The sequence below is a fragment of the Rhodoferax sp. TS-BS-61-7 genome (assembly GCF_002943465.1).
In the GTDB taxonomy this organism is placed as follows: domain Bacteria; phylum Pseudomonadota; class Gammaproteobacteria; order Burkholderiales; family Burkholderiaceae_C; genus Allorhodoferax.
Genome location: NZ_PTQY01000010.1, coordinates 24,937 through 39,962, shown reverse-complemented (window position 1 = coordinate 39,962; position 15,026 = coordinate 24,937). Strand labels below are relative to the sequence as shown.

The 15,026-nt window shown below is 62.5% G+C and carries 17 protein-coding genes; 9 read left to right on the top strand and 8 right to left on the bottom strand.

Features of this window, described 5'->3' with window-relative positions:
• Positions 1-262: 262 nt before the first annotated feature.
• Complete coding sequence (locus C5F53_RS19360; protein WP_105263134.1) at positions 263-631, top strand: VOC family protein; 369 nt, start codon at positions 263-265, stop codon at positions 629-631.
• Between the two features lie 17 nt (positions 632-648).
• Here C5F53_RS19360 and C5F53_RS19355 read toward each other — a convergent pair whose 3' ends face one another.
• Complete coding sequence (locus tag C5F53_RS19355; RefSeq protein WP_105263050.1) at positions 649-1,584, bottom strand: LysR family transcriptional regulator; 936 nt, start codon at positions 1,582-1,584, stop codon at positions 649-651.
• A gap of 110 nt (positions 1,585-1,694) precedes the next feature.
• Between C5F53_RS19355 and C5F53_RS19350 the strand changes: the two genes are divergently transcribed.
• Complete coding sequence (locus tag C5F53_RS19350) at positions 1,695-2,774, top strand: tartrate dehydrogenase (RefSeq protein WP_105263049.1); 1,080 nt, start codon at positions 1,695-1,697, stop codon at positions 2,772-2,774.
• Between the two features lie 86 nt (positions 2,775-2,860).
• On the opposite strand, the gene C5F53_RS19345 is transcribed toward C5F53_RS19350, so the two are convergent.
• A complete protein-coding gene (locus tag C5F53_RS19345) occupies positions 2,861-3,457 on the bottom strand; it encodes a hypothetical protein (protein WP_146097401.1) in 597 nt (198 codons plus the stop codon).
• Positions 3,458-3,466: 9 nt separating this feature from the next.
• The gene (locus tag C5F53_RS19340) at positions 3,467-4,819 is read right to left on the bottom strand and encodes a chloride channel protein (protein WP_370446756.1); all 1,353 of its coding nucleotides are present in this window, start codon (positions 4,817-4,819) and stop codon (positions 3,467-3,469) included.
• Positions 4,820-4,892: 73 nt separating this feature from the next.
• Between C5F53_RS19340 and C5F53_RS19335 the strand changes: the two genes are divergently transcribed.
• Complete coding sequence (locus tag C5F53_RS19335) at positions 4,893-5,645, top strand: 4-hydroxy-tetrahydrodipicolinate reductase (protein WP_105263132.1); 753 nt, start codon at positions 4,893-4,895, stop codon at positions 5,643-5,645.
• A gap of 59 nt (positions 5,646-5,704) precedes the next feature.
• Complete coding sequence (locus C5F53_RS19330) at positions 5,705-6,193, top strand: MarR family winged helix-turn-helix transcriptional regulator (RefSeq protein WP_105263047.1); 489 nt, start codon at positions 5,705-5,707, stop codon at positions 6,191-6,193.
• Between the two features lie 28 nt (positions 6,194-6,221).
• On the opposite strand, the gene C5F53_RS19325 is transcribed toward C5F53_RS19330, so the two are convergent.
• The gene (locus C5F53_RS19325; RefSeq protein ID WP_105263046.1) at positions 6,222-8,030 is read right to left on the bottom strand and encodes a diguanylate cyclase domain-containing protein; all 1,809 of its coding nucleotides are present in this window, start codon (positions 8,028-8,030) and stop codon (positions 6,222-6,224) included.
• Positions 8,031-8,168: 138 nt separating this feature from the next.
• The gene (locus tag C5F53_RS19320; protein WP_105263045.1) at positions 8,169-8,984 is read right to left on the bottom strand and encodes an IclR family transcriptional regulator C-terminal domain-containing protein; all 816 of its coding nucleotides are present in this window, start codon (positions 8,982-8,984) and stop codon (positions 8,169-8,171) included.
• A 172-nt stretch (positions 8,985-9,156) separates the two neighbouring features.
• On the opposite strand from C5F53_RS19320, the gene C5F53_RS19315 reads away from it, so the two are divergent.
• The 3 genes from C5F53_RS19315 to C5F53_RS19305 are packed head-to-tail and all read left to right on the top strand — an operon-like array spanning position 9,157 to position 11,998.
• Positions 9,157-10,284: an ABC transporter substrate-binding protein gene (locus tag C5F53_RS19315; protein WP_105263044.1), complete on the top strand. Its 1,128-nt coding sequence runs from the start codon at positions 9,157-9,159 to the stop codon at positions 10,282-10,284.
• 31 nt (positions 10,285-10,315) lie between these two features.
• On the top strand, positions 10,316-11,155 hold the full coding sequence (locus C5F53_RS19310) for a shikimate dehydrogenase (RefSeq protein WP_105263043.1): 840 nt from the start codon (positions 10,316-10,318) through the stop codon (positions 11,153-11,155).
• A 21-nt stretch (positions 11,156-11,176) separates the two neighbouring features.
• Entirely contained in the window at positions 11,177-11,998 is an 822-nt protein-coding gene (locus C5F53_RS19305) for an amidohydrolase (RefSeq protein WP_105263131.1), read from the top strand.
• 251 nt (positions 11,999-12,249) lie between these two features.
• Here the strand turns inward: C5F53_RS19305 and C5F53_RS19300 are convergent, their stop codons facing one another.
• The 3 genes from C5F53_RS19300 to C5F53_RS19290 are packed head-to-tail and all read right to left on the bottom strand — an operon-like array spanning position 12,250 to position 13,426.
• The gene (locus C5F53_RS19300; protein ID WP_105263042.1) at positions 12,250-12,732 is read right to left on the bottom strand and encodes a hypothetical protein; all 483 of its coding nucleotides are present in this window, start codon (positions 12,730-12,732) and stop codon (positions 12,250-12,252) included.
• Positions 12,729-13,118, bottom strand: a complete 390-nt coding sequence (locus C5F53_RS19295; protein ID WP_105263041.1) for a phage holin family protein — start codon at positions 13,116-13,118, stop codon at positions 12,729-12,731. The genes C5F53_RS19300 and C5F53_RS19295 overlap by 4 nt, the downstream gene beginning before the upstream one ends.
• Positions 13,119-13,147: 29 nt before the next feature.
• Positions 13,148-13,426 (bottom strand): hypothetical protein, encoded by a 279-nt coding sequence (locus tag C5F53_RS19290; protein WP_105263040.1) that lies wholly within the window; start codon positions 13,424-13,426, stop codon positions 13,148-13,150.
• 293 nt (positions 13,427-13,719) lie between these two features.
• On the opposite strand from C5F53_RS19290, the gene C5F53_RS19285 reads away from it, so the two are divergent.
• Both C5F53_RS19285 and C5F53_RS19280 read left to right on the top strand, forming a co-directional pair.
• On the top strand, positions 13,720-14,598 hold the full coding sequence (locus C5F53_RS19285; RefSeq protein ID WP_105263039.1) for a transglutaminase family protein: 879 nt from the start codon (positions 13,720-13,722) through the stop codon (positions 14,596-14,598).
• A 37-nt stretch (positions 14,599-14,635) separates the two neighbouring features.
• Positions 14,636-15,022 (top strand): DUF4398 domain-containing protein, encoded by a 387-nt coding sequence (locus tag C5F53_RS19280; RefSeq protein WP_105263038.1) that lies wholly within the window; start codon positions 14,636-14,638, stop codon positions 15,020-15,022.
• The last annotated feature ends 4 nt before the right edge of the window (positions 15,023-15,026 follow it).

Genomic DNA, 15,026 nt, shown 5'->3' with positions numbered 1-15,026 from the left:
CCTTCAGTCAATCGCCGAGCCTTTTTTGCGGTGAGGCACGAGCGGAAGAGGGTGGGGTGGCAAAGAAAGTGGGCGTTGGCATGGCGCGTTTGAATGCAAAAATGGCCTGTAACGCTTATGAATATTGCGCAAGCAGCTATAAATTAAATAGCAAATTGCAGTCATGTTCGGCGGCGTCATACTGCCGGTCTGTCCCTTGCGCATAATGCAAACGCTAGGCACTACACGCAAGCCTTTCCACCTCACCCCCAAGGAGATTCCCATGGCCAACGCCCTGAATTGGTTTGAGATTCCCGTGTCCGATTTCCGCCGCGCGCAAGCGTTTTACGAGGCCATCTTAGGGACCAAGATTGAACGAATGGACATGGGGCCCACGGTGATGGGAATGTTCCCTGCCGACCAGGCTTCGGTTGGCGGGGCCATTGTTTTCGATGGCAGCAGCCAGCCATCAGCCAATGGCACGGTGGTGTACCTCAACGCAGGCGCGGACCTGGCCCCGATCTTGGGGCGTGTGGAGGCCGCAGGCGGCCGCATCGTGGTGCCCAAGACCGAAATTGGCAACGACTTCGGCTTCTTTGCGCACTTTCTAGATTCCGAGGGCAACAAGGTCGGCCTGCACTCCATGGCCTGAGGCTTTGCGCCACCCCCTTACCGTGTTGGTTTGGGCAAGCGCACAGTCGCGCCCAAGTCAGTGTCTCGAAACCAAGCTTCCAAAAACTCCACACACACCCGCACCTTGGCCGAGTGGGCCAGGCGTGTGGGGTACACGGCCCACACGGGGGCCTCTTGGGCGTAGTCGGGCAGCTGGCGCTCCAGCGTGCCCTGCGCGATGCTGGGGCCCACGTCCCAGGTGGAGCGCAGCAAAATGCCCAGCCCTTCGATGGCCCAGCGGTGCACCACCTCGCCGTTGTTGGCCGATAGCGCGCCCGTCACCTTGACGGTCTCTGGCCCTTGCGGGCCGTCCAGGGTCCAGCGGCCTACGTCCTGGTCGCGCTCGCGGATGACCAGGCACTGGTGCTGCGCCAGCGCTTGCAGGCTTTGGGGCGCACCGTGTTGGGCTACATAGCTGGGGGCGGCGCACAGCACGCGCTGGTTGTGGGCAATGCGCCGGGTGATGAGGTGCGGCTCTTGCACTTGCCCCACCCGGATGTCGAGCTGGAAGCCTTCGCCCACCAGGTCCACCGGGCGGTCCAGCAGTTCTAGTTGTAGCTCCAGTGTGGGGTAGCGCTTGGCCAGGGCTGCCAGGGCCGGGGCCAGCTGGCGGCTGCCAAAGCCTGAGCTGCTGCACAGGCGCAGCAGGCCGCGGGGGGCCTCGCGGTGGGTGGTGATGGCCTGGGCCATGGCGTCCACGTCTTCCAGAATGCGCGTGGCGCGCTGGTAGACGGTGTCGCCTTGCTCGGTCACCGTCAGGCGCCGGGTGGTGCGGTGCAGGAGTTTGGCCTGTAGCGCACGCTCCAGCAGGTTGATGCGTTTGCTGATGACGGCATTGGACAGGCCCAAGTCGCGCGCCACCGCCGCAAACGACTGGGTGCGCACCACGGCGCAGAACAGGCGCATGTCTTCGAGCAGGGGCTGATTGTTCACGATTCGTGTCTTATGAAGCCATGTTTTGGCGGATTGTAGGGATAGAAGGCCAGAAATACCATGCCTGCATGCGGCCTAGGGGCTGCACCTTTACCCAGAAAGCAGCACCCATGCACAGCACACACCGCATCGCCGTCCTCGCCGGAGACGGCATTGGCAACGAAGTCATGCCCGAGGGCCTGCGCGTCGTCGAGGCCGCCGCGCGCAAGTTCGGCATCGCCCTGGAGTTCACCACCTTTGACTGGGCCCACTGCGGCTACTACCGCCAGCACGGGCAGATGATGCCCAGCGACTGGTTTGAGCAGCTCAAGGGCTTTGACGCCATTTACTTTGGCGCGGCGGGCTGGCCCGCGCTGGTGCCGGACCACATTTCGCTGTGGGGTTCGCTGCTCAAGTTTCGCCGTGAGTTTGACCAGTACGTGAACCTGCGCCCCGTGCGCCTGATGCCCGGCGTGCCGTGCCCCCTGGCCAACCGTAGCGTGGGCGATATTGATTTTTACGTGGTGCGCGAAAACACCGAGGGCGAATACTCCGCCATCGGCGGGCGCCTGTTTGAGGGCACCGAGCGCGAGACGGTGTTGCAAGAGTCGGTCTTCACGCGCAAGGGGGTGGACCGCATCGTGCAGTACGCGTTTGAACTGGCGCAGAAGCGGCCCAAAAAACACCTGACCTCGGCAACCAAATCGAACGGCATGGCGATCAGCATGCCGTATTGGGACGAGCGCGTGGAGGCCATGGCCCAGCGCTACCCCGATGTGCGCTGGGACAAGTACCACATCGACATTCTGGCGGCGCGTTTTGTGCTGAGCCCGGAGCGTTTTGACGTGGTGGTGGCTTCCAACCTGTTTGGCGACATCCTGTCGGACCTGGGCCCGGCCTGCACCGGCACCATTGCCATTGCGCCGTCGGCCAACCTGAACCCGGAGCGCACCTTCCCGTCCTTGTTTGAGCCAGTGCATGGCTCGGCGCCTGATATTTACGGCCAGAACATTGCCAACCCGATTGGCATGGTCTGGTCGGGCGCGATGATGCTGGACTTTTTGGGCAACGGCGACACCCGCCACACCCAGGCCCACGACGCCATCCTGCGTGCCATTGAAGCCACCCTGGCCACCGGCCCGCGCACGCCCGACATGGGCGGCACGGCCAGCACCACCGACGTGGGCAAGGCGATTACAGAGGCGGTTTGAGGGGAAAATTGGCAGCTAGCCCTCGTGGAATATGCGCAAGCAGCTACTGATTTGATAGTGCTTCGCAACGTTGTATGACGCGCTGTCTACAGCTCTGATGCGTCTTTGGCGTCGTGTTTTTTGAACGCGACGGTGGTCGCGCAGGAGGTGGGCGTGAGCGACAGGTAGACGGACACACCAACGTCGCCTGCAACCACATGGGCAGACTGCTGGATGCCGTCGCCGACCCTGAACTCACCACTGATAGTGGCTTCTTGTCCCTGCCAGGCTTGCAGGGTGGCAAGCATTGCCGCCCATGGCGTGCGGGTGCGGCACTGGGCTTCGGACGCGGTGCTGACCAGCTCGATGCGTTGCACCAGCCCGCTTTTTATATAAAACGTACTGTCAAATGCTTCGGTTCCCAGGTAGACACTGCGTTGGATCCAGCGGCCGCGGGTGTTGCGCGGGCCGGGTAGGGGTTTGGCCACTTTTTCCAGGGTGCGGATGCTACCAATCACATCGCGTTCAGGCGCCATCAGCAAGCCACCATACAGTTCACACACGTTGCCGCAGCCTGGGGTTTGTGCGGCAGCCCAGCCCGGGGTCAACAACGCGGTGGACACCAACAAGGCCGTGTGCAGGCTGCGCAGCGTGTAGCAGCGCCAAGGGGATAGGGGGGCTGGGGTACCCAATTCTCGGACCATAACGAAACCTTAGGCTTTGGGCAGGCGAGTCAGTTGCAGCTCCGCCAGCGACGCATACAAGGGCGCGCTGATGAGGCGCGACACGGCGCTGGCAAACAAGGCGCTGGCCATGAGGCTCAGCACCAGCGCGTGGCCGTCCACCATTTCCATAACGATGATGAAGGCGGTGAGTGGGGCTTGGGTCACAGCGGCCAAAAACGCGGCCATGCCCAGGGCGATGAGGGTGGGCGGGTTGGCGTACGAGGTCCATTGCGCCACATCGCCGCCCACGGCACCGCCAATGGCTAGCGACGGCGCAAAGATGCCACCGGGCACACCGGCCCAGGCGGTGAGCCAGGTGGTGACGAACTTGAGCAACACATACAGGGAGCTGGTGTCGCCAGTGTTCTCCAGCGACGCCTTGGTGTGCGCATAGCCGCTGCCAAAGGTGTCGCCTGCCGTTACCACACCAATAACGGCAACGCCCAGGCCGCACGCTGCGGCAAATGCCACCGGCCGGGCTTTGCGTTGTGTGCTGAACCAGTCCAGCGAATGGCCGGCCAAAGACACCACCAGCAAGCGCGCAAACAAGCCCCCCAGCAGGCCGCAGGCCAGTGACACCAGAATGCCCGGCAGCAGCGTGGCCCAGCCAAAACCTTCCACCCGAATGATGCCAAAGTAGCTGCCATTGCCATAGGCCGAGATGCCCATCAGCCCCGCCAGCACGATGGCGGCGATGGTGAGGCCGTGGTTGCGGTGCTCGGGTTTGCGGGTCAGCTCTTCAATGGCAAACATAACGCCGCCCAGCGGCGTGTTGAACGCAGCCGCAATGCCTGCGGCACCACCGGCCACCAGCAGGCTGTGTTCGCTGATCTGGGAGCGCTTGGGTAACCAGCGGCGCACGCTGTGCATGACGCCCGCCGCAATCTGCACCGACGGGCCTTCGCGCCCCAGCGACAGGCCGCCCAGCAGGCCCCAGGCGGTGAGCACCGCCTTGGCCAGTGCCAAGCGCAGGGACACAAACAGGCCACGCGTGCCCTCGGTAACCGCGGGGTCTTGTGCCGCCATGACCTGCGGAATGCCGGACCCGGCCGCGCCCGGGACGTAGCGCTTGGTAAGCCAGACGATGGCGGCCGCGGTGAGCGGTGTCCAAAGCAGCGGCGCCCACCAGTGGCCGGACTGCACCTTGAAGAACAGGGCGAGCGCGTGTTCGGTCAACCACGTGAAGCCGACCACGGTGAGGCCAGCCAGCGCGGCAAAGGTGATGAACAGGGCACGCCCGCGCCAGAGGTGGGCGTCGTACAGCTCGTTTCTAAACGCCGAATAAATGTGGGGGGGCTGCCGCATCGTGTTGCCGTCCATGTGATCGCTGGGGTCAATCATACATTGGTACAAATGTATTTGTTATATTTGTACCAATGTAAATGGCATGAGTCACAACCACAAGGAGACCGACATGAAAGTAGGACTGATCGGATATGGCAAGGCGGGTAGCGCGGTGGCCCAGGTGTTGAGCGAAGACCCGCGCTACGCGCTGCAGTGGATCGCCACGCGCAGTGGCAAGCCGGTATCCGTGGAGTTGGGTGGGGCCAGCATCCCTGTTACCGCGTTGTCGCAGGACAGCTTGCCCGCTTGGTTGGACCAGCACCCGGTGGATGCCTTGGTAGATTTTTCGAATGCAGCGTCGGCGGCAATCTACGGGGAAGAGGTCAAACGCAGAGGGCTGACGCTGGTAACGGCGATTTCGTCGTATGACGATGACCAGTTGGCCCGCATTCGCGCACTGGGGGCGCATGCCAAGGTGCTGTGTTCACCCAACATCACCGTGGGCATCAACTTTCTGATCATGGCCGCACGGCTGTTGCGGGAGATTGCGCCGTTTGCGGATGTCGAAATTCTGGAGCAGCATTTTCGGGACAAGCCGGAGGTGTCCGGCACGGCCAAAAAAATTGCCGAGAGCCTGGACGTGGGCGGCGACAAAATCACGTCCATGCGCTTGGGGGGCATCGTGGGGCACCACGAGGTGATCTTTGGCTTTCCGTACCAAACCGTGCGGCTGATCCACGACTCTATCAAGCGCGAAGCCTTTGGCACGGGGGCCGCATTTGCCCTGAACGAACTGCGCAATTGCCCCAATGGTTTTTACACGTTTGACGATGTGTTGATGAAGCGGGTGCGCGCGCAAATCCTGGCGGGCGGGGCCCACTAGCCGCGCCGCTACGGTGCCCCACCGTATGATTCGGGCACATTCACCGTCTCTGTGTGCCCATGAAAAATTCCAAGCCAACTGCCAACCCCAGTGACAGCGCCGCGCAGGCACTGCGGCAGTTTCGGGTGGTGTTTAACGCGGTCAGAACGCACTTTCGGCAGGTGGAGCAAGAGACCGGTTTGGGCGGCGCCCAGGTCTGGGCACTGAGCCTGATCCAGAAAAGCCCCGGGCTGGGTGTCGGCGACATTGCCACCCATATGGACATCCACCAGTCCACCGCCAGCAACCTGGCCAAGGTTTTGCTCAAAAAAGAGCTGATCACACTGTCCAAATCCGATGGTGACAAACGGGTGGTGGAGTTGCGCGTGACACCGGCAGGCAAAAAGGCGCTGAAAAAAATGCCCGGCCCGTTTGAAGGCGTGTTGCCCGACGCGTTGCGGCAGCTGGATGATGCGACTCTGGCCAACCTGAACCGCGATCTGGAAAAACTGGTGCAGTTGTTGGCAACGGATGAGGACGCGGGCAGCATTCCTCTGGCTCAGTTGTAGCCACGCAAGCGGTGCTGCCAGAGTTTGCCTAGGGTGCAGCGCCTGACTTTTCCAAACTTGGCTTAAAAATCCGATAGCCATTTTTGCCAGCGTATTTGGCTTCGTACATCGCTTGGTCTGCCTGTTTTAGCAGGTCGCTGGCGGTGCAGGGCTGGCCGGTGTACACCGCAGCGCCCACGCTGGTGGTGCACGCATGGGAGATGTCCAGAATCTGGTAGGGGAGCGCCAAACTGGTGATGATTTTTTGTGTCACCGCTTCCACCCAGTCGCCTGCATGCTCGGTGTTCTCGTGCTTGCTGTTCAAAATCATCACGAACTCGTCGCCGCCAAAGCGGGCCACGGTGTCAGATTCGCGCACGCAGGTATTCAGCCGTTTGGCGACTTCTTTGAGCAAGACATCACCGGCCTCGTGTCCCTGGGTGTCGTTCAGTGACTTGAAGTTGTCCAGGTCCAGAAACAGGACGGCAAAGCCGGTCTTGTCACGTGTGGCCTTGGCCAGGGTTAGGTGCAACCTGTCCATGAGAAGGCGGCGGTTGGCCAGGCCGGTGAGTGTGTCGTAAAACGCCAGCCGGTGGATTTCTGCTTCTGCGGCCTTGGCTTTGGAGATGTCCCTGGCAATCTTGGAGGCGCCAATGACCCGGCCTTTCGGGTCGTACACCGGCGAGATAGTGACGGAGACATCCACCAAATGGCCGTCGCGGTGGCGTCGTTGGGTTTCAAAGTGGTCCACCTTCTCGCCCCGGGCAATACGGGCCAGAATCTCGGGCTCTTCGTGTTGGCGGTCGTCTGGAATGATGGTTTGCATGGGTTTGCCAAGCATGTCGTTGGCCGTGTAGCCGAATATCTTTTCGGCACCATGGTTCCAACTTGCAATGATGCCCTGCATCGTTTTGCTGATGATGGCGTCGTCGGAAGAGTCAACGATGGCTTTGATGTGCATCAGATCCAGCTCTGCCAGCTTACGCTGTGTTTGTGCAATCCAGCCCAGCACGCTGTCGGCACGCCCCTGGTCCACCTCGATCGGGGATACAAAATCTCCACTGCCCAAGTTGGCAATGGTTTTTTGTAGCTCCGGGATCGAGCAACCGATGATCATCTGAAGTTGTTGCCGCAGCTTGACAATCAGGACAACCAACAAAGCGCCAAACACAAACAGCGAAGTGATGGCCATCTTTAGCCGCAGCTGGGCTTCGTTCACGGCGGCTTGTGTTCGCTGGGTGATCAGGCCTTCGGTCAGCACAATCGGTTGCATGACCTCGGCCTTGATCGACAGAAAATGGTCATCCACCAGCATCTTCAAGGCCTTCTCCCGCTTGAGGGGATTGGTGGGCGAGTCTTCTTCGATCAAGGCCATGGCCTGGTGCTCTATGTGAACCAGCGCATCGGAACTGGCCTTTGACTTCTTGAGGTTTTCCAGCTCGCTATCGGTGACGCCTGCCTTGCGCATCAGTTCAAGCAGGGGGACGGCATCGCCTTGTGCTTCGGTTGCATCTGGCTGCTGAGCCGCCTTGATGGCTTTGAAATCCCAGTACGCCAGACTGTAGTTAAGCGGCCTGGGGCGGTTGCCATCCCGAATGTCGATCACCGCCTGGAATTGCTCTTTGAACGCCGGGTTGCCGGTGGTGACATAGGCCCGAACCAGGCGGGTCAGGTCGTTGGAGGATTGGCGCAGCTCCTCGGCCAGGCGGATGGACAACATTCTGTTTTCCAGCGCACGCTCGTACTTCGCTTGCCCATAGGCCAGAACCACAAAGCTGACGACCAGCAAACAAACGATGCTGAGCATCAAGTACAGGTAGAGGCTAAAACGCGATGGTTGGCTCTTCCAGAACTTCATCTAGGCCGCATCCTTCCTGACTGCAAGGCGGGTTGCCCTTGTGGTGGGCAACGTGTACCTCTTGTGTAACCAGTCTAGCACCAGCACCCATTGGCAGTTGCTGCGCGTGCACACATGCGGGCGGCTTTTTACCCAGTATCAGATCATGTTGCGCAGCGACTGCGCGGCCCCCTGCAGCGCTGGCAGCACGCGCTGCACGGCGGTGTCGGTGGTCTCGTAGTGGATGGGCATGACGATGCTCAAGGCGCCCTGGATGTCGCCCTTCATGTCGCGCAGCGGTACGGCCACACCGCGGCAGTCCAGGTCGAACTGGCGCTCGGAAATGGCCCAGCCCTGGCGTTTGAAGGTGGCCAGGTTCTGCTGGAACTGGGCCTTGTCGGTGATGGTGTGGGGCGTGAAGGCCGACAGCTCGCGCTGCGACAGCCATTGCCGGATGTAGTCCACCGGCTGATGCGCCATGAGCAGCAGGCCGGCCGCGGTCACATGGCTGATGACACGCGCGCCCAGCACAAAGCCGGAGTTCATCACACGGTTGGGGCCGTTGCGCGCCACGTAGACGATCTCGCCCTCGTCCAGCACGGCTAGGTAGGCAATCTCTTGCGTGGCGGCCGATATGCGCTGTAAAAACGGCTGCGCAATGCGCGGCAGCCGGGCCGAGGCCAGGTAGTGCTGGCCCAGGCGCATCACGCGCGGGGTGAGCCAGTAGTGCTTGCCGTCGGTGGCCACAAAGCCCATGTGCTCCAGCGTGAGCAGGTAGCGGCGCGCGGCGGTGCGGGCCAGGCCACAGCGTTCGCCCACCTGGCTGGCGCTGAGCCGGGGGTGTTCTTCGTCAAACACTTCGATGACGGAAATGCCGCGCTCCAGGCCGGCAATCCAGTCGCGCGCCAGCAGTTTGCTGGTCTTGCCAGCGGGCAGGGCGCTGTCCTGCGTGGTGTCGTCTGTGTGGGTGTTCATGGGCTCTACGTACTTCCCCTAGAAACGTTTATTCATCGCTCGCTTGCGTTTGATAATCGCACAGAAATGGCTTCCTCCCCACGGGCGTGTGGCATTTGCTTCGTAAAGTAGCCGGGCAGCACACCGCGCCGCGGCACCACCCAAGACCAACGAGGAGACCTTCATGACACGCATGCACACACTGGCCCGATTCGCCCTGAGCGGGGTTCTGGCGTCCTGTTCTTTCCAGGCCCACAGCCAGGACATCAAGATCGCCAACATCGTGGAGCTCTCGGGTGCGGGCACCACCTCGGGCACCATGTTCAAGAATGGTGTGGAGATGGCCATCAAGGAGATCAACACCGCGGGTGGCATTCTGGGTCGCAAGATCAGTTTCACTACCGAAGACACCCAAAGCCAGCCCGGCGTGGCCAAAGGCCTGACGCAAAAGGCCATCGACAACGAGGTGTTCGCCATCTTTGGCCCGGTGTTCTCGGGTTCTATCATGGTGTCCATGGCCGAGAGCCGCCGTGGCGAAACGCCCAACTTCACCGGTGGCGAGGCCGGCAGCATCACCGCCCAGGGCAACCCTTATGTGTTCCGCACCTCGTTTGGCCAGAGCATTGCCTTCCCCAAGCTGGCGCGTTACATCAATGCCAAGTCCAAAAAACTGGCCGTCATCTACGTGAACAACGACTTTGGCAAGGGCGGGCAAACCACCATCAAACAGCTGCTGGCCAACTCGCCCACCCAGGTGGTGGCCGAAATCTCCACCGAGTCCGGTCACATCGACTTCTCGGCCGCCGTCATCCAGGCCAAGCAGTCGGGCGCAGATGCGGTGTTTGCCTATACCAACGAAGAAGAGTCGGCCCGCCTGCTGCGCGAACTGCGCAAACAGGGCTGGAACAAACCCATCATTGGCGAAACCACGCTGACCAGCGCCAAGGTGGTGGAGCTGGCCGGTGAGGCTGCCAACGGCGCCGTGGCCCACGTGGGCCTGACGGTGGAGGCGCCCCAGCTGCAAGACTTTGGCAAACGTTACCAGGCGATCTACAACTCGGTGTCCGACCACAATGGCGTGAAGGGCTACACCGGTATGTACGTGCTCAAGGCCGCGATTGAGAAGGCTGGCAAGCTGGACCGCAAGGCCGTGGCCGCCGCCATTCGCAACAGCTGTTTCTCGGCCAAACAACAGACGGGCATCTTGATGGACGTGTGTTTTGATGACAAAGGCGACATCGACCGCGAGAGCTTTATCACCGAAATCCGCAATGGCAAAACCGTGGTGGCCGAAACCCTGCCGCCGCTGAACAAAAAGTAAACCTGTTAACCCGCACTCTGGAAAAAACTGCATGTCTGAACAACGCTTTGTACTGGCCGGTGTCATGGGCTGGCCCGTGGCGCACACCCGCTCGCCCGTGATCCACAACCACTGGATTGCCAAGCACGGGCTCAAGGGCGCCTATGTGCAGCTCCCGGTTCAGCCGGACCGGCTGGAGGCGGCCATCCGCGGGCTGCCGGCGCTGGGTTTTGCGGGCTGCAACATCACCGTGCCGCACAAGGTGAATGCCATGCAGCTGATGGACGAGTTGCACCCGCAGGCCCGCCGCATTGCCGCCATCAACACCGTGGTGGTGCAGCCCGACGGCCGCCTGCTGGGCGTCAACAACGATGGCATTGGGTACATCCAGAGCCTGCGCGACGCCAACCCCGGCTGGCGCGGTGACGCTGGCCCCGCGCTAGTGCTGGGTGCGGGCGGCGCGGCCCGCGCCATTGTGGTGGCGCTGCTGGACGAAGGTGTGCCCGAGTTGCGTATTACCAACCGCACACTGGAGAAAGCGCAGGCCCTGAAAGACGCCTTTGGCGACCGCGTGACTGTGGTGCCCTGGGCCGAACGCAACCAGGCCATGGCTGGCGTGAGCCTGCTGGTAAACACCACCACGCAAGGCATGCACGGCCAGCCCGCGCTGGATGTGCAGCTGGACGACTTGCCCGCTTCGGCCATGGTGTCGGATGCGATCTACATCCCGCTGGAAACCCCCTTGCTGGCCGCAGCCCGCCAGCGCGGCCACCAGACGGTGAACGGCCTGGGCATGCTGCTGAACCAGGCGCGCCCGGCCTTCCAGGCCTGGTTTGGCGTGTTGCCCGAGATCACGCCGGAGCTGCGCGCCGCCGTGCAGGCTACGTTCTAAATAAACAAGGTGGGGCAGGGCGTGAGCATTTTTGATATTCCCAAGATCGACGGGCACTGCCATGTGCTGGACCCGGCGCACTTTGCCTATGGGGCCGACATCCCGTACCACCCCACCGGGCAGGAGATTGGCACGGCCGATTACTTTCAGCACGTGCTCGACGCCTATGGCGTGCGGTATGCGCTGCTGGTCGGCCCCAACTCGGGGTATGGCAATGACAACCGCTGTTTGCTGGACGCCATTGCGCGCGGCCAGGGTCGCTTCAAGGGCATTGCCGTGGTGCCGGCCAATACTTCCACCGCCGAACTCCAGGATTTGCAGGTCCAAGGCATTGTGGGCATCGCGTTCAACGCCGCGCTGCATGGTTTTGCCTATTACCAGGACATCGGTCCGCTGCTCGCACGCCTGGCCGTGCTGGGCATGTGGGCGCAGTTCCAGGTCAGCAAAGACCTGCTGCTGGATTTCCTGCCGATGATCGAAGCATCAGGCGTGCAGGTGATGATTGACCACTGCGGCCGGCCCGATCTGGCCGATGGCCCCGATGCGCCGGGCCTACGGGCACTGCTGCACCTGGGCGAGAGCGGTCGTGCCGTCATCAAACTCTCGGGTTTTGCCAAATTCTCGCACCAGGCCTACCCGTTTGACGATGCCCGCGCCCACGTGCGCCGCGTGCTCGATGCGTTTGGCCCGCAGCGCTGCATCTGGGCCTCCGACTGGCCCTACCTGCGCGCGCCCTACCGGCTGGACTACGGCACCCTGCTGCGCCTGACCGAGCAATGGTTCAGCCCGGACGAGGTGCGGCAGATGATGTGGGATGCACCGGCTAAATTGTTAGGGTGGTGAGTGGTGACAAAGCGGATCAGTCGTGAGCCCCGCTCAGTCAGAGAGGTCCACCCCCAAGCCAGGCAGCTTCTTGGCCAACGAATCCCGGCGCTTGGCTACCTTTGCAGTGGTTTCCATCGCCCCCCGGAACGTAGCGAAGAGTTCGGGATGGGTAGGGAGCACTCGTTCGAGAAAATGTGTCAAAAGCCCCTCTAGCCAAGGCGGAATAAGCGCAAGCAGCTATCAATTGAATAGCAGTTCATGCCGGATATTTATTCCGATGCCGGGGGCTCCTGGTCCTTGGCAAGGATGGATGCAATCCATGATTGCACCGCCCCAGAGGCCAGCACACTGGACAGCAGCGCCGGGCCCAAGGTCGGTAGCAGGTTGCGGGGTTGGAATGCCCAGCGCCACGGACGGCTCCAGATCAGCACCGCCCCCAGCACTACGGCGCCGGTCACCAGCGCCACGGGGTGGCGCTGTGCCATGGGGCGCAGCACGGTGCGCACCACGTCGCCAGCCAGCACACCGCTGGAATGCAGGGGGTGGCGTGTCCACCACTGTTTCAGAGTGGGGCCCAACGTGTCGATCCACACGTTGGCGCCGGGTAGGGCGGTTTTCAGAATGTCGAGCAGGCCTGCACCCGGCGCGGCGCGGCCGGAGGCGCGGGTGGCCGCGTTGTGGGCCATGGCCACGCGCAAACGTTCGCGCGACAAGGCCAGACGCTCCACCGGCGTGAGCTGCGGGGCGCTCATGTGCCCAACCCGCGCAGCAATGCCATGTCGGCTTGCACCTGGCGGCGCAATTCAGCAAAAGCAGGATCGTCGGTGGCACCGCCGGTGCGCGCCCTCAGGTAACACGCCAACGCCAGTACGGTAGGGGCCGCAGGCACCAGAACCAGTACCCATACAGTGGCCTGCGCAGGCGCTGGCACCAGCGTGGCCCACAGCATCAGTGCGACACCTGCCAGCACGATGGCGACGCCCAAAAAACACAAGGCCATGGCGCCAAACAGTGCGCGGCGCTTCAGGGCAGTCGCTTGTGCGGCCAGCTCGGTACTGATCAGCTCCCCATAGGCCTGTGCATGGTCACCCAGCAATTGCGGTTGGCTTGCGATCAGATGAAAGAGCGGGTGCAGCATGGTGCCTGGGTCCTGTGCGCTGGGTGGATTCAGTGGGTGCGTGAACGGCTTATCAGGCCCACCAGGGCCATCAGCGCTGCACCGGTGGCTGCCGCAATCAGCACGGCCTTGACCGGGTCGTTCTGAATATAACGTACGGTCACTTCACCCGAGTGGGCGGCTTTTTCGCGCAGTTGCAGCGCGCTGTCTTGCACGGCATGCAGGCCACGCTGGGCCAGGGTGTTGGCCTGTTCGGTCGCACGGTCCAGCAGGGGCGCCACTTGGTTGGCAGCGTCGTTGATTTGGGTGGTGATGGTGTCTGTTTTCATGGGATTCCTTGAAGTGGGGGGATGGTGAAGCAGCCGTTGTGGGGGCCTCTGGTTCATTGTGCGCAGGGCCACGCGCTGTCGGAATCGGCCTGTGTGCCGCGGGCCGGTCGGCCCACAGGCCGGCGCGGTGTAGGAGGGCGCTGACAGTGGGGGCAGGCGTAGGACTGCGACTACGGCAAGTGGCGGCCTTCGCCGCTTGGCAGGCCGGGGTAGCAGCCCCATGCTTGCACCACAACCTTGCTGCACATGCCAACCGGTATGCCAACGGCTTCGTATGACTTACCGGAACCCCCATGCTGCGACTGAGCTTTTCCATCGTGTTGAACTACAACATCGCCGCGCCCGGGTGTGACTTCATCTTCACCATCCACGCCGCGCAAACGGCCCACCAGACGGTGGTGAACGAGTTGCTCACCACCAGCCAGCAGGTGGTGCCCAAGATGTACACCGACACGGCCACCCACAACCGCTACCTGCGCATCAAGGCGCTGGCCGGGCCACTGACGGTGCGTTACGAGGCCGTGGTGGACCTGGCCCACGATGTGGCGCAGCCGCTGGACATTCCCGAGATGACGGTGGCCCAGCTGCCTGGCTCGGTGCTGCCGTATATCTACCCCAGCCGCTACTGCGAGTCCGACCGCTTGCACCGCCTGGCAGTGAAAGAGTTTGGCCACCTGCCACAGGGCTACACCCGGGTGCAGGCCATCAGCAACTGGGTCACCCAGCGCGTGGCGTTTCGCTCCAACACCTCCAACGGCAACACCACGGCGCTGGACACCCTGGTGGATGAGGTGGGCGTGTGCCGTGACTTTGCCCACCTGATGATTGCGCTGTGCCGCGGGGTCAACATCCCGGCGCGTTTTGCCACCGGCATTGACTATGGCGCCGACCCGGCGCTGGGTCCGACGGACTTCCATGCCTACGTGGAGGCCTTTGTGGGCAACCGCTGGTACCTGTTCGACCCCTCGGGCACGGCCATTCCCATGGGGTTTGTGCGTTTTGCCACCGGGCGCGATGCGGCCGATGCCGCGTTTGCCACCATGTTTGGGGGCGTGCAGGGCGCGGCCCCGGTCATGCAGATCCAGGCCATCCCCAACGGCCAGGGCGTGCTGGTGGTCCCCCAGCACGTCACCCACGCCCTGTCGACCGATGGGGTTGCCAACTACCAATAAAGGGACCACCGGTCCCTGGTTCACCGGAGAGAAGAAGATGAAGAAAATCCCCATGCCCCGCCTGTTGCTGGCCTGCACCCTGGTCGTTCTGGCCAGCGCTGGCTGTGCCACCCGCACGCAAACCGACGCCACCGCCAATGTGGCGGTGTCCAAAGAGGCGGTGGACAACGCCGCCGGTGCCGACGGCCTGCAGTTCGCCCCGGTCGAAATGGCGGCCGCCCGCGAGAAGCTGACCCTGGCCAACAAAGCCATGGCGGACCGCGACTACAAGGGTGCCACCGAACTGGCCACCCAGGCCCAAGCCGACGCCAAGCTGGCCCAGAGCAAAGCCAAGTCGGCCAAGGCGCAGGCCGTGGCCGATGCACTGCAGGACGACATCCGCGTGCTGCGCGAGGAGCTGGACCGCGCCAATGCGGTCAAGTAACGCG

What these genes read in the sequence shown, in the direction of transcription:
- C5F53_RS19300 (WP_105263042.1), bottom strand. Translation starts at nt 12,732, where the DNA reads ATGAGCGCCCCGCAGCTCACGCCGGTGGAGCGTCTGGCCTTGTCGCGC.
- C5F53_RS19325 (WP_105263046.1), bottom strand. Translation starts at nt 8,030, where the DNA reads ATGAAGTTCTGGAAGAGCCAACCATCGCGTTTTAGCCTCTACCTGTAC.
- C5F53_RS19280 (WP_105263038.1), top strand. Translation starts at nt 14,636, where the DNA reads ATGAAGAAAATCCCCATGCCCCGCCTGTTGCTGGCCTGCACCCTGGTC.
- C5F53_RS19310 (WP_105263043.1), top strand. Translation starts at nt 10,316, where the DNA reads ATGTCTGAACAACGCTTTGTACTGGCCGGTGTCATGGGCTGGCCCGTG.
- C5F53_RS19290 (WP_105263040.1), bottom strand. Translation starts at nt 13,426, where the DNA reads ATGAAAACAGACACCATCACCACCCAAATCAACGACGCTGCCAACCAA.
- C5F53_RS19350 (WP_105263049.1), top strand. Translation starts at nt 1,695, where the DNA reads ATGCACAGCACACACCGCATCGCCGTCCTCGCCGGAGACGGCATTGGC.
- C5F53_RS19335 (WP_105263132.1), top strand. Translation starts at nt 4,893, where the DNA reads ATGAAAGTAGGACTGATCGGATATGGCAAGGCGGGTAGCGCGGTGGCC.
- C5F53_RS19285 (WP_105263039.1), top strand. Translation starts at nt 13,720, where the DNA reads ATGCTGCGACTGAGCTTTTCCATCGTGTTGAACTACAACATCGCCGCG.
- C5F53_RS19345 (WP_146097401.1), bottom strand. Translation starts at nt 3,457, where the DNA reads ATGGTCCGAGAATTGGGTACCCCAGCCCCCCTATCCCCTTGGCGCTGC.
- C5F53_RS19320 (WP_105263045.1), bottom strand. Translation starts at nt 8,984, where the DNA reads ATGAACACCCACACAGACGACACCACGCAGGACAGCGCCCTGCCCGCT.
- C5F53_RS19340 (WP_370446756.1), bottom strand. Translation starts at nt 4,819, where the DNA reads ATGATTGACCCCAGCGATCACATGGACGGCAACACGATGCGGCAGCCC.
- C5F53_RS19295 (WP_105263041.1), bottom strand. Translation starts at nt 13,118, where the DNA reads ATGCTGCACCCGCTCTTTCATCTGATCGCAAGCCAACCGCAATTGCTG.
- C5F53_RS19315 (WP_105263044.1), top strand. Translation starts at nt 9,157, where the DNA reads ATGCACACACTGGCCCGATTCGCCCTGAGCGGGGTTCTGGCGTCCTGT.
- C5F53_RS19330 (WP_105263047.1), top strand. Translation starts at nt 5,705, where the DNA reads ATGAAAAATTCCAAGCCAACTGCCAACCCCAGTGACAGCGCCGCGCAG.
- C5F53_RS19360 (WP_105263134.1), top strand. Translation starts at nt 263, where the DNA reads ATGGCCAACGCCCTGAATTGGTTTGAGATTCCCGTGTCCGATTTCCGC.